The 13,819-nt window shown below is 39.0% G+C and carries 10 protein-coding genes; 6 read left to right on the forward strand and 4 right to left on the reverse strand.

The genetic code is table 11. The features are described from left to right. Positions 1-9 precede the first annotated feature (9 nt). From BUA96_RS14120 to rlmB, 5 genes are all read left to right on the forward strand, one after another. Positions 10-1,773 carry a SusD/RagB family nutrient-binding outer membrane lipoprotein gene (locus BUA96_RS14120; RefSeq protein WP_072984107.1) on the forward strand — a complete coding sequence of 588 codons (1,764 nt, stop codon included), beginning with the start codon at positions 10-12 and terminating at the stop codon, positions 1,771-1,773. Between the two features lie 6 nt (positions 1,774-1,779). Continuing rightward, complete coding sequence (locus BUA96_RS14125; RefSeq protein ID WP_175546503.1) at positions 1,780-2,727, forward strand: hypothetical protein; 948 nt, start codon at positions 1,780-1,782, stop codon at positions 2,725-2,727. Between the two features lie 412 nt (positions 2,728-3,139). Beyond that, positions 3,140-6,340 (forward strand): SusC/RagA family TonB-linked outer membrane protein, encoded by a 3,201-nt coding sequence (locus BUA96_RS14130; protein WP_072984111.1) that lies wholly within the window; start codon positions 3,140-3,142, stop codon positions 6,338-6,340. A 7-nt stretch (positions 6,341-6,347) separates the two neighbouring features. Next, positions 6,348-7,937 (forward strand): SusD/RagB family nutrient-binding outer membrane lipoprotein, encoded by a 1,590-nt coding sequence (locus tag BUA96_RS14135; protein ID WP_072984113.1) that lies wholly within the window; start codon positions 6,348-6,350, stop codon positions 7,935-7,937. An 88-nt stretch (positions 7,938-8,025) separates the two neighbouring features. Next, a complete protein-coding gene (gene rlmB / locus BUA96_RS14140; protein ID WP_072984115.1) occupies positions 8,026-8,763 on the forward strand; it encodes a 23S rRNA (guanosine(2251)-2'-O)-methyltransferase RlmB in 738 nt (245 codons plus the stop codon). On the opposite strand, the gene BUA96_RS14145 is transcribed toward rlmB, so the two are convergent. Then, positions 8,756-9,463 (reverse strand): rhomboid family intramembrane serine protease, encoded by a 708-nt coding sequence (locus tag BUA96_RS14145; RefSeq protein WP_072984117.1) that lies wholly within the window; start codon positions 9,461-9,463, stop codon positions 8,756-8,758. The genes rlmB and BUA96_RS14145 overlap by 8 nt on opposite strands. A gap of 90 nt (positions 9,464-9,553) precedes the next feature. On the opposite strand from BUA96_RS14145, the gene BUA96_RS14150 reads away from it, so the two are divergent. Further along, positions 9,554-10,831 carry a replication-associated recombination protein A gene (locus BUA96_RS14150; RefSeq protein ID WP_072984119.1) on the forward strand — a complete coding sequence of 426 codons (1,278 nt, stop codon included), beginning with the start codon at positions 9,554-9,556 and terminating at the stop codon, positions 10,829-10,831. Positions 10,832-10,948: 117 nt separating this feature from the next. Here the strand turns inward: BUA96_RS14150 and BUA96_RS14155 are convergent, their stop codons facing one another. From BUA96_RS14155 to BUA96_RS14165, 3 genes are read right to left on the reverse strand one after another with little or no spacing between them, the layout of a single operon-like run. Further along, entirely contained in the window at positions 10,949-11,848 is a 900-nt protein-coding gene (locus BUA96_RS14155; protein ID WP_072984121.1) for a hypothetical protein, read from the reverse strand. Next, a complete protein-coding gene (locus BUA96_RS14160; RefSeq protein WP_084673175.1) occupies positions 11,848-13,245 on the reverse strand; it encodes a DUF5723 family protein in 1,398 nt (465 codons plus the stop codon). Before BUA96_RS14160 ends, BUA96_RS14155 begins: the two co-directional genes overlap by 1 nt. Further along, positions 13,235-13,774 carry a hypothetical protein gene (locus BUA96_RS14165; protein ID WP_072984123.1) on the reverse strand — a complete coding sequence of 180 codons (540 nt, stop codon included), beginning with the start codon at positions 13,772-13,774 and terminating at the stop codon, positions 13,235-13,237. The genes BUA96_RS14160 and BUA96_RS14165 overlap by 11 nt, the downstream gene beginning before the upstream one ends. Positions 13,775-13,819 lie beyond the last annotated feature (45 nt).

The raw sequence follows: 13,819 nt of genomic DNA on the forward strand, positions 1-13,819 counted from the left end.
ATTTTTAATATGAAAAAAATATATAATGTTTTATTTATAGCGTTTCTTTCAGCCCTTACAGTCTTTCAGAGTTGCGAGACGGTAGAGCTCGAAATGCTAGAAAACCCTAACTCTCTGAGCCCTGATCAGGCCAACCCATCACTTCTGTTTAACAGTGTGCAATTGAGTTACCGTAATGGCGTGTCGTCATTTAATAATATTGGCGCGCAGCTTGGTAGAATTGACTATATGAGTGGTCGTATCTATTTTAATAACTACGGAAGCGGAACCCTTAATGGACCTTGGGGAAATTTATTCAGTTCGATGAACCCGGATATTGCAGTAATTGAAGAATCAAACACTGATGGTTCTTATGATTATATTCTTGGTGCATCAAAAGCAATGCAAGCACACCTTATGATGCTACTTGTAGATTATGTTGGTGACATTGTTTGGAGTGAAGCAAATATGCCTCTAGATTTTCCCAACCCTAATCTAGACGATGATGCAGCTGTTTATGACGCTGCACTAAGCTTACTAAACGAAGCTTCTTCTCTGTTACAAGGAGCTAGCGTTGGGACATCTACAGACCTTTTTTACGAAGGCGATGGAGGTAAATGGATCAAGTTTATCAATACACTTAAAATGAGAGCCGCGTTAACTACCGGTGACTACAATGGTGTAATCAACGCTACCAACGTAATCGAAAGCGCTGAAGATAATTTCACCTTCGCTTATGGCACTAATTTACAGCAACCAGATACACGTCATCCTGATTACGCAAGTGATTACACTGATAGTGGAGCAGGTCTTTATAGATCTAACTGGTTAATGAATCTTATGGCAGGTACCTACGGGGACTTCTCAGGTAATGATGACCCACGAAGAAGATATTACTTCTACCGTCAAAATGCGGTTACTCCAGGTAGCTTCACCCTATTATTCTGGGAAGCTGATGAAAATTACTATTTGTATGACGGCGCAGTAGACGCAGCATCGTTAGCTTGCTCTGCACAAGACGTACCATCGCACTTAGAATTTACAGAGCAAGAAGATTATTGGTGTTCTATGCGCTTAGGATATTGGGGAAGAATACACGGTAACAATGAAGGTATTCCGCCAGATTCATTTACAAGAACAGCAACAGGAGTTTATCCAGCTGGAGGTCGATTTGATGACAATTTAGATTGGGTAATTTTAAATCCAGATCAAAGCAACATCACGTTTTATGATGCAGCTGTAGGTCTTGGTCGCGGTGCCGGAGGTGCAGGTATAGAGCCTATTATTCTTTCGTCATATGTAGAATTCTGGAGAGCTGAAGCATATCTAATGCTTGGGCAGGATGATCCAGCAGAAGATGCTTTTGAAGCTGGTGTAACAGAATCTGTGAACTATGTTACCACGTTTACAGATCCTACAGCAGACACAAGTCTGGCTCCTACTGCAGAAGATATTTCAGAATTTATAGCTGATATTACTGACGAGTTCTCTGATGCCGATGAGAACACTGCATTAGATGCATTTGACTGGCCTGTAGAAAAATCTAAACTAGACATCCTAGGTGAACAATTTTTCATCGCTATGTATGGCGGTGGTGCAGATGCATTTAATTTTATAAGAAGAACTGGGTATCCAAGAACTTTGGCAAGAAACATTGATCCAAATCCAGGACCATTCCCTAGAACACTTCTTTACCCATCAAGTGAGGTTAATGCTAACCCAAATGTTAGTCAGCGACAAGACAATTTAACGCAGGTATTCTGGGATGCCGGAGTTACTAACCCTGCAAACTAAAATTATATGAAGATGAAAAATATTTTAAAATACATACTTATTCTAGGGCTCGTCTTCAACACAGTTTCTTGTGATGATGACCCAGATAATGCAATCTATACTGTTTTAGATTACGAAAAAGGCGCTGTATTAAGAACTATTGAAGTTATTAATGCATCTCTAAACTCTAGTGACCCTACATCAACTTTCGCAGTGACCGTAGAAGAGCAAGATGAATTAGACGGTGGACTTATGGAGAGTGTTGACATCTACGTTTCACTTAGAGACCTTACAAGCGATAATGGAACTTCAGATCCAAACAGAAGCCTAGTAAAAACGGTTCCTGCATCTGACTTCACTGAAGGGCCTGTAGGTTTACCAAGAGCTACATTGACCGCTACTTTCGGAGAAGCTATTAGCGCAATGGGAATTACTGACAGTGAATACACCGCTGGTGATGTGTTCATTTTTGAACTTGTATTAAACCTTACAGATGGTAGATCTTTAGGGCCAGAAAGTAGTTCAGGTGTATTGACAGGTGTATTCTTTAAGGCGCCATTTCAATACAATGCATTATTAACCTGCTCTCCAGAACCTGGTGACTATACCGTTAGAATGTTTGATTCTTATGGAGATGGATGGCAAACTGATTGTGGTAATGGTGGCTCAGGAATCACTATTGTTTTAGATAGCACAACTTTAGAAGTTGGTTTATGCTCCCCTTATGGAGGGTGTAACTCCGGAGCATTCCTAGATGAAAGTCAAGGAGGTTGTACACCAAATGATGGTTACGAGGGCGTGGCAACTGTTACTATACCAGAAGGCACAGTAAGTGCAGAATGGAACTTCCCAGGTGATAACTATGGTGAGATTCGCTTCGAGGTATATGCACCTAACGGAGATTTAGTGTACGATTCTGGTGATTTTGGTGAGCAAGCATCTGGCTTATTACCTATCACAGTGTGTGCACAATAATTATAAGAAACCACGTAGAGATTATTAGCCAATAATCGAAAAGGAAGCCTGCAAGTAAAATTGCAGGCTTTTTTATTTTTATAGATTGAAAATAAAAATCAAATTACTATTAAGATCTAATTCAAACAGTTATCAAATTTCATCACTATAACGATTTAATAAATTTTAAATTAACATAATGTAAACACTCTTAAATAAAACAACCACAACACCTTATACTTTTAATTAACACAACTTTTGCATTTTTTGTAATTAACACAAATAAACCATCCTTGATGATAAATATTTCTCATTAAAACACCTTTTTTAATGAATATACAACAACCATCTATTAAAATTTTATGACAAATAAATTGTTTATTGAATATTATTTCTACAAATTCGCCCTCGGCTAATTCAAATAAACAATAACATGAAAATTAAATTTACTGGATTGCTAACGCTATTCTTAGCGTTAGTGGTGCAATTCTCGTTTGCACAAACCAAAGAAGTAACCGGTACGGTTACTGATGGAAGTGGAGTGCCACTTCCCGGTGTTAACATCGTAATTCAAGGCACTACTACAGGTACACAAACTGATTTTGATGGTAATTATGCAATCTCTGCATCTCAGGGTCAGACCTTAGTCTTTTCATACGTAGGTTTTGGAGATTCTGAACAAGTAGTAGGAGCCTCAAGCACAATTAATGTGAGTCTAACTGCAGGTGAAGCTCTTGATGAAGTAGTTGTAACTGCTTTAGGTATTTCTAGAGAAAAGAAATCTTTAGGATACGCAACTCAGGAGGTAAGCAGTGAAGAACTTACACAAACAAGAAATAGTAATGCACTTAATGCGCTTTCTGGTAAAGTTGCAGGTGTTCAAATTTCTAATGCAAGTGGTAACTTAGGAGGTTCTTCAAGAATTTTAATCCGCGGTATTGGTTCTATCACACAAGAAAACAGACCTTTAATTGTAGTTGACGGTATCCCATTAGACAACAGTAACTACAACAGTACATCTACCCAAAATGGTGGAGGTGGTCGTGATTTTGGTGATACTGGTTTTGACATCAACCCTGATGATATTGCTAGTATGAACGTTCTTAAAGGTGGTGCAGCAGCAGCACTTTACGGATCACGTGCATCTAACGGGGTTATTCAAATCACTACCAAATCAGGTAAAAAAGGCAAAGGTGAAGTAACTGTAAACACAGGTATCACTTTTGAAGAAGTAAACATTCTACCACAAACTCAAAAACTCTACGGCGGTGGAGGTGGTAACTACACTATTGGTGACCAAGGCGGCTTTAACCAAGCTACTATTAATGGTACTACATACAATTTAGTTGATTATGCAACTGATGAATCTTGGGGACCAAGATATGAAGGACAACCAGTTTTACATTGGGATGCTTTTGAACCAGGAACTCCTGGCTATTTACAAACTAGACCTTGGGTAGCTCCTGCTAATGACGGTAGCACTTTATTCAAAACGGGGTATTCTTATAATAATGGTGTAGCATTCTCTCAAGCGGGAGAAGATTCTAACATGCGTATGTCTATCAACAATACGCAGACTGAAGGTATTTTACCAAATACTAAACTGAATAAAACCAGTATTAACTTTAATGGTTCAACTAAAATTGGTGATAAATTAAAAGTAGATGCTTCGGTAAACTTTACAGTAACTGATGGTTTTAACAGACCAGCTTCAGGTTATACAGGAGAAAGTGTAATTCTTCAGTTGTATCAATTTGGTCAAACTTCATTAGACTATGATCGTCTTAAGGCATATAAAACTGCAGATGGTCGCCAGAGAACTTGGAACAGAAGAGCTTACAATGATCCTCTTCCACAGTATACAGATAACCCATACTGGGTACTTAATGAAAATACAGCAGAGGATAAAAGAACACGTTGGTATGGTACTGTAGGTGCTACTTATAACTTTACTGATGATTTCTATGCGGTAGCTAAAGTATATGGTGATACTTATGACTTTAGAATTAATCAAAGAACAGCTGTTGGTTCTCAAGCACAAGCTTCTTACTCAGAAAGTGATCGCGATTTTCAAGAGATCAACTATGAGGGAAGATTACACTTTGACAAATCTGTTTTTGAAGACAAATTAAGCATCAACGCCTTTGTAGGTGGTAATAGAAGGGTTAACGAATATCACTTCTTAGGTGCTAATACTAATGGAGGTCTTGTAGTTCCAGGATTCTACAACTTAAGTAACTCTGTAGATAACCCAACTGTTAGTGAAAGTGATTCTCAGCGTCAGATAAACAGTTTATTTGGTTCTGTTTCTTTAGGTTATGACAATTTTGCTTACTTAACAGTAACTGGTCGTAATGACTGGTCTTCTACTCTACCTGCAGAGAATAACTCATACTTCTACCCATCTGTAAGTGGTAGTTTTATTGCATCTCAATTTATTAATGCAGACTGGCTTTCTTTCTTAAAAGTAAGAGCTGGTTATGCTGAAGTTGGTAGTGATACAAGCCCTTATCAATTAAGCAATGTATTTACAGGAAGTAATCCTTTCTTAGGTTCAGTACCATTTACTCTTGTTAGCAGTAATAAAAACCCTAACCTTTTACCAGAAGAGAAGCGCACCTATGAATTTGGTGTTGAAGCATCTTTCTTCAATAGACGTTTAGGTTTTGATGTAACGTATTACAATGAGCTAACTAAAGATTTGATTACTCCAGTACAAGTTGATCCTTCAACAGGATTTACTTCTACAGTTCTTAATGCTGGTGAATTGGAAAATAAAGGTATCGAGATTCTTGTAAATGCTACCCCGATAATGACTGAGGATTTTTCTTGGGATGTTACTTGGAACTTTGCTAAGAACGAAAACACGCTACTTAGCTTAGCTCAAGGTCTTGAAACACTTCAGCTAGCAAGTTTCCCTTTTAACGGTGTTTCTTTAAATGCAGTTGTAGGTGAGCGTTACGGTCAAATTCGTGGTACTAACTACGTTTATGATGATGCTGGTAATCGCGTTGTAAACTCAAATGGTAGCTATGCTGAAACTCAAAACGTAGAAAACCTTGGTTCTATCTTACCTGATTACAATATGGGTATTCGCAACACTTTTACCTATAAAGGTATCAGCTTAGGCGTATTAATTGACAGACAAAAAGGTGGTGTATACCGCTCATTGACCAACATTTGGGGTAACTACTCTGGTATCTTAGAGCAAACTGCCGCTAATAACATTCGTGAAGAAGGTTTAATTCTTCCTGGTGTAACTGGTGATGTAACTTATAATGATGACGGTTCTTACACAGTATCAAATACTGCTGAAAATACGCAAGTAATTTCTGCACAGCAATATGGTACTGATTTCTATTTTGGTAATGATGCACAAAACGTATTTGATGCTTCTTACTGGAAATTACGTGAAGTAACTCTTGGTTACAACCTACCTAAAAACTGGATTGGTAATGCATTTAGTGAAGTAAGACTTACTGCATTTGGTAGAAACCTACTTGTATGGGGTCTAGACAATGACAACTTTGATCCAGAAATCGCAACTACAGGTAGTGGTAACATTCAAGGTTCTGAAGGTGGTTCTTTACCATCAACACGTTCTTACGGACTTAACGTTCAATTAAAATTTTAAGAAAAAGATGAAAAATAAATTTATAATCTTATTAATGCTCGTCATCTCGGCGGGATTTAGTTCTTGTGATGATGGCTTAGAAGAAGTTAACCTAAACCCTAACGACCCTGAGCTCGTACCTACTGCAAATATTTTTGCATCTGCAACTAAAAGCTATATCGACTTTAGCCGAAACGCTTTTAACTCAGGACGTTTAACTCAGAACTGGGTAGAATATTGGGGACAAACAGCCTATGCTGATGAAGATCGTTATTTATATCGTGAGTCTTCAGCAGAAAGTATTTACCAAAATACTTACCTAGTTGCAACAGACTTTAAATCAATCATTGACCTTAACACTGATGAAGCAACAATGGCAGACGCCGCTGCTTCAGGGGATAATGACAACCAGATTGCAGCTTCTCGTATTATGTTATCCTATATGTTTTACGAGTTGACTAATTTCTTTGGTGATGTACCTTACTATTCTTATGGTTCGGATAATGAGAATTTTCAAGCACTTGCTGTAGACGACGATTTAAATCCTGTATTTGCTCCTCAAGAAGAGATCTATGCAGATATTTTAAATGAATTAAGAGAATCTGCAGATATGATCAATGTTAATGCTGCTGTGTTTACATCTGGTGATAACATTTTTGGTGGTGATGCTGCAAAATGGAAAAAATTTGCAAACTCTTTAATTCTAAGAGTTGCAAACAATCTTCGTGATGTAGACCCTACAACTGCTACTAGCGCTATTAATGCCGCTATTCAGTCTGGTGTAATGACTTCTAATGCTGATAACGCTGTTCAGAGCTACGAAACAGTAGATCTAAACGCTTCACCTTGGTGGAGAGCCTTCATTGGTAGAACTGACTTTGCAGTAACTGCTCCATTTATCAACCTATTAAAAGGTGAGACTGGTAACTTTGGTCTTGACCCAAGATTATTTGAGATGGCAGCACCTATTTCAGTAGGTATTGAAGATGTAAAAGATGACAACTATACTACAAGTGATGACCCTGCTGACTATGTAGGAGCTCCATACGCTTTTAGAAATATGAATGCACTTCCTTCTACTTCTTACTCGTTTATGAGTAGTAAAGTTCTAAGACCAGATTACGGTGAGGTACTTATGGAATATTCTGAAGTTGCTTTTATCCTTTCTGAAGAGAATGGATTTGATCAAGCGAACTACGAAGAAGGTGTACGTGCTTCTATGGAAAAATGGGGTGTTGCTGATGCAGACATCACTGCTTTTGTAAGCACTTTGCCTGCCGCTTCTGAAGAAAACGTACTTAACCAAAAGTATGTAGCTTTATATATGCAACCTAATACTGCTTACGCAATGTATAGAAGAACTGGTTATCCTAATGTACTTTTAGTACCTGGAGATACAGTTGACTTACCACAAAATCAAGTGGACGCTCAAGCAGAAGGAAACAGAATTGAGTCTTACACCTTTGAATCTGGTGTAAATGGCGTAACGGATTTACCTTTCCGTTTAAGATACCCGCAAATCCTGCAAACGCTTAACGGTGAAAACCGCGCAGCAGCTGCAGCTGATTTAGGTAACGGGGATACGATCTTGAGTAAATTATTCTGGGACGTAAACTAATTTTTAAGTTATTATTTGATTTTGAAAAGCCACCTTTTAGGTGGCTTTTTTATTTCTGCATCTTAAATAACCAACTTATCTTTGCCCTATGTCAAAAAGCACAAACATCTACGGAACCCGCGCAATCATCGAAGCGATTCAAGCAGGTAAAGAAATTGGTAAGATTTATCTTCAAAAAGGATTAAGCAATCCGCTTTCTAAGGAATTAGAAAAGTTGATTCGTGAGCATGGTATTTCTGTTTCATATGTTCCGCAGGAAAAGCTCTACAAACTTTCAGACCAAAATCATCAAGGTGCAATTGCGACCATCTCCCCTATTCAATTTGCTGAATTTGAAGCTACTGCTGAAGCGGTTCTCGCCGGTGATAAGCCAGCCCTATTTTTACTTCTAGATCAGCTCACTGACGTTAGAAATTTTGGCGCAATTATCAGAACTGCAGTATGCACGGGAGTTGATGCGATTATCATTCCTAAATCAGGAGGAGCACCGGTAACTGACGATACGGTAAAAACATCAGCAGGAGCGATCTTCAACATACCCATTTGTAAAGTTGACCATATCAAGGATGCATTATTCTACTTGCAAGGTTCTGGAGTACAGATTGTGGCAGCAACCGAAAAGACTGACGATTCTATTTACGATTTAGATTATTCTTCACCAACTGCGCTTGTTATGGGAAGTGAAGGAAAAGGAGTTACTCCCGGTGTATTAAAATTGGTAGATCACAAAGCAAAACTACCTATGGCAGGTACTATTAGTTCGCTAAATGTTTCGGTAGCATGTGGTGCATTTCTCTATGAAGTTGTGAGACAACGCCTTAAGTAAGTCGATCTTCGTCATCATCCTCTTCCAGAGGCGGATCAATAAAGTTTCCATCTTTATCAAATTGCTGTAAAAAAGGATCGTCCTCCGGATTATAAGCTTCGGTTTCCCAAACATACTTTACGGGCTTTGCTATTTTCGATTTAATCACAAAAGCTAAAACCAGTCCGGTTACAAATCCTGAAAGATGCCCCTCCCAACTCATTCCGTCTCTTATGGGCATAGTTCCCCAGATCAGACTTCCATAGAGGAAAACCACTATGAGGGAAAAGGCAGTCAGCCTATAATGTTTAGACCAAATTCCTTTAAAGAATAAAAAAGAAGCCAGACCATAAACTACGCCACTGGCTCCAATATGGTACGCCTCGCGACCAATAAGCCAGGTTCCCAGCCCTGAACCTATTGCTACCCAAAAAAGCACACGCCCTGCCACCGGTTTATAGAAATAGATTAACCCTGCCATCAAAACCAAAACAGGAACGCTATTATGCCACAAATGGCTCAAATTAGAATGTATAAAGGGTGAAAAAATGATACCCAACAATCCTTTCAGATCACGTGGCAAAACGCCATAAGGGGTGAAATTAAAACCAAATTTCAACTCAAACCAAAAAACCAGCCAAAGCGTGAGCACTCCTATTAAAGGATACAACACCACTCCTGTGGTGAATTGAAAAGCCGACGTTTGTTTTTTAGCGCTCATAGTATTCGGTAATCTAGCAATACTTTAGCCAAAATCATAAAGTAAGAAATACTGGCAGTTTATCTGCTACAATTAAATATTTTTGAAGCTATGAATACACCATTAGCCGAACGTTTACGTCCTAAAACGTTAGCCGATTATTTGAGCCAAGAACATCTGGTTGGTGACAAGGGTTCGCTAACCTCATCAATAAAATCTGGGGTAATCCCATCATTGATTTTATGGGGTCCGCCTGGCGTGGGTAAAACGACTTTAGCTTCTATCATTGCAGAAGAATCTAAGCGGCCGTTTTATGTTTTAAGCGCGATCAACAGCGGTGTAAAAGATGTACGCGAAGTCATTGATAAAGCTAAGAATGCCGGCGGATTGTTTACACAAAAAAATCCGTTATTGTTTATTGATGAGATTCATCGGTTTAGCAAATCGCAACAAGACTCCTTACTGGCTGCGGTTGAAAAAGGCTGGGTAACATTAATAGGCGCGACCACCGAAAACCCAAGTTTTGAGGTGATTCCCGCACTATTGTCCCGTTGTCAAGTATATGTTTTGAATCCGTTTTCTGCAGACGACCTCAGAGCGCTTTTAAAGCGGGCTATGCAGCAAGATACTATATTATCCAAAAAAGATATCGAACTGCAAGAGACCGAAGCGCTATTGCGTATAAGTGGTGGTGACGCCCGCAAACTCTTGAATATTTTTGAACTTTTAGTGACCACCGAAACTTCAGAAAAAGTCGTGATCACTAATGCAATGGTGCAGCAAAAAGTACAGCAAAATACGGTGATGTATGACAAAACCGGTGAGCAGCACTACGATATCATTTCAGCTTTTATAAAGTCTATAAGAGGTAGCGATCCCAACGCAGCAGTTTATTATCTCGCTCGTATGTTAGAAGGTGGCGAAGATCTCAAGTTTATTGCAAGACGCTTGATCATTTTAGCCTCAGAAGATATTGGCAATGCCAACCCAACTGCCTTGATAATGGCGACGAATGCGTTTACTGCTGTAACCACAATAGGCTATCCTGAATCTCGTATTATTCTGAGTCAATGCGTAACCTATCTCGCTACTTCGCCTAAAAGTAATGCGTCGTATATGGCGATCAATAAAGCGCAGCAGCTCGTTAAACAAACAGGCGATCTACCTATACCCCTTGCCTTGCGCAATGCGCCTACTAAGCTTATGAAGGAATTGGGTTATGGTGATGAATATAAATACTCTCACGACGGCGCGGGCAACTTTATTGCACAAGAATTTCTTCCGGAGGAGATCGCGAATCAAAAGCTATATGATCCCGGTGCTAACGCACGTGAAGATGGCATTAGAAAATTTCTTAAAAACCGCTGGGGAGACAAGTACAATTATTAAGACTACTTCGAGATCTTATTTCTTTTATCGCGCGGCCATAAAAAAACCTCGTTTCAAAGGTTATTTCTCTCAGCGAAAAACAACATTTAAAACGAGGCTCTCTGTAATTCTATGTATTTACTCCTGTGTAAAAATCATTTTTACCAGTCCGCTTACACCCTTTATTTCGCGTTCTACGGTGAATTCTGTGCCATTGTAGTATCCTACTCCAGTGAATTGTGAGGTATTCACTAAATAAGACCCCGCAGAAGTTTTGGTAGCAGTTCCTATTTTGCTACTTCCTTCATAAACATCAAATCCATTTGCAGTCGCTCGCATACTAAAAGCTCCATCTGCACTAGTCAACACCGTTTTAATATCTTGTTCAATTTCTGCTTCATTAGTAGCCGCGTTATTTGTTTCTGCATCAATTGCGGTGCTTACTTCTTCCTTGATAACCACATCGCTATTTTTTGGTATTGCTATAACCACAACCTCCTTTTTTGGCGGTTTATTGTTTGCTACTGCATCAACCAGAGTTTGCGGCGCTTCCTCTTCTTCTTCTACCTCTTCTATCAGCTCTGCTCGCTCTACGATGGCATCAGAATACGTATACCCGTATTCTTCTTCAAGTTCTTCAAATGCATCCCTAAAAGCATCCTGATGTCCTCCTTTAAAATCCTTGATCTTACTTTTCCCTTCTGGAAGTACAAAAACTTCTTTCCCTCTACAATTCACTAAAGTGATCAAAGCTTTCGTACTCAAAAAACCACTAATATCTGCACGTGCATACAGAGTATTGCATCCTGAAGCATTAAGATCATCCGGAAGCTGCTCATTTTCTAAATAAGCATCAAAGCCGTATTTAATGAATAAAAAACGAGTCAACGCATTTAGTTCATATTGTCCGGCCTCATCCTGAAATTCAAATTTCTGCGGTATAACGATGTATTTATAATCTTTTAGTTCTTGCGCGGAAACCGATGTTAACGAAATGAAAGCGATAAACGCAAGTAAAATATAGTGTCTTGTATTCATTAGTTTTTATTTGAAATTAATTGTAAACCAATTTGAAAACTGGCTGTATTTGAGTCGGCAATATTTGAATATGAAAGTAAGTTATCTGCCGCTAAATACACATTAAAACTACGGATTTTAGCAGAAATTAGAAAGCCCACATTTGTGTAGGTAAAAGCATCAATTCCGTATGTAAGTTTTGTATTTAAGAACGAAGTAAGTGGTGCATCCAAAAATGCCGTCAACCCTGCTTGCACTCCGCGAGGTCGTTTGATCGCCATAGCCTGCAAACCTGTTTTAAACCGAAAACGATCTTCTTCAGGCTTTAAACAATTACAATCTAAACGCTCACCAAAAGCATAGCTTAGTCCTCCCAGCAAAGTTACTGGGCGCAATACGGTATATTGAATATCGGCGCGCTCGTCAAAAGTCATATTTTCCCTGAATTCATCCTCGAGATCGGTCCAGTAGGGTCGTATCACCATATTATTATCAACCACAGAAGGGAAAATAAATTCAATACCATCAAACGTAAAATCGCCTTCACCATAATACTCATACGTATTGCTGCTATAATGAATAAAACCCAGATCTAGCAGACTTCCGCTCACACCCCAGCGTTCATTCAATTTATAAGAAAAACCTAGATCTATACCCGCTCCATAATTTCCGCTGAAGACCGAATTTTGCAGAATTTGCGACTGCGAAAATTCTTCAAAGCTTCCGGTTCCTGCAATTTTTAGTCCACCGTCAATATTCGCCAGCCGATGCTCGTAAAAGTTATTTCCGTCTGGCGTAAGATAGGTCGTAAAAGTCCCCGTGTTGGTTGTGCTTTCAGCGCTGAGCATTCCGCTGTAAATCTTAAATCGGCCGCCTAGCGTAAGACGCTCATTGATCTTTTTATTCATCCCAATATGAAAAACAGAAACCATTTCGGCTCTGGCTTTAATATCTGAAGCTTTAAAAGAATAGCCCAAATTTTGTTGATTCCCTTCATAGGCTAGGGTAGCCATATCCTTAGGAAAATAAGCAACTGCGTCTAGCGCTTCGTACCAACCAAAAGAGATGTAATTCCCTTTTTTATTCCGAAAGCCGGCACTTAAAATTTCGAGATTCTGATGAAGCACTCCATAATCTTTATTGGTCAGTTGGTCTGCCTTTGCACGAATACGGGTATTAATTTCAGTATTCTCATTCACTTGAAAGATATCGTAAACCGAAACATTTCTCAGGCCTACACCTACTCCAATTCCGCTCAATAACGGTATCCCTAAATGCTTATCAAAGTCAACTTCATTACCGGGATTTAGCATTAAACTCTGCGGAAGATAGTCTGCATCATACAACTGCGGAATTTGCGCAACGGTTTTAAAAGCGCTGATCAGCATTAAAAAAAGTAGTCCAACTTTACAATTCAACGGTATATGCTGCTTTTGATTCAAAGGTTAAACTACCTACAATCGGGGAGCCTTCGGTATTTAAATAATATTCAACCAGCACATTATCTGCATTGGTAATATTATCAATCGCAGCCCCTTCTTTGACTACTTCATATTCAGAAATAACTTCAGTCCCGTCCGGGCTTCCGGCCGCTTCAAGAGCAATAGATTCTCGGGTTACACCGGCGCTGTCGTTAAACTTAATCACCGCAGTAAGATCTTGCGGAAATGTGTTGGTCATTTTAAAAGCAAAAACAATCTTTATCAAATGATTCTGAAAAAACGGATCGTCTAAAAAATCTAGTTTTACCGCTTCAACAACGCCGGTTTGTTGCAATTGCCCGGTACCGTCTACAAAAGTATCTTGATTGAGCGTAAAATAAACCAGATCTATATCTTGAGTACTGGTTAAAGAAACTTCGTTGGCCTGATCAAAGTCAACTTGCTCTGAACAACCTAAAAACAAGCCGGTAAGTAAGAATAGAAAATGAGTAAAGCGTAGTTTCATTAGAAGGGGTATAAAGCAAAATAACGCTCTTTTTCTTCAAATAGT

The organism is Leeuwenhoekiella palythoae, assembly GCF_900130045.1.
GTDB lineage: Bacteria > Bacteroidota > Bacteroidia > Flavobacteriales > Flavobacteriaceae > Leeuwenhoekiella > Leeuwenhoekiella palythoae.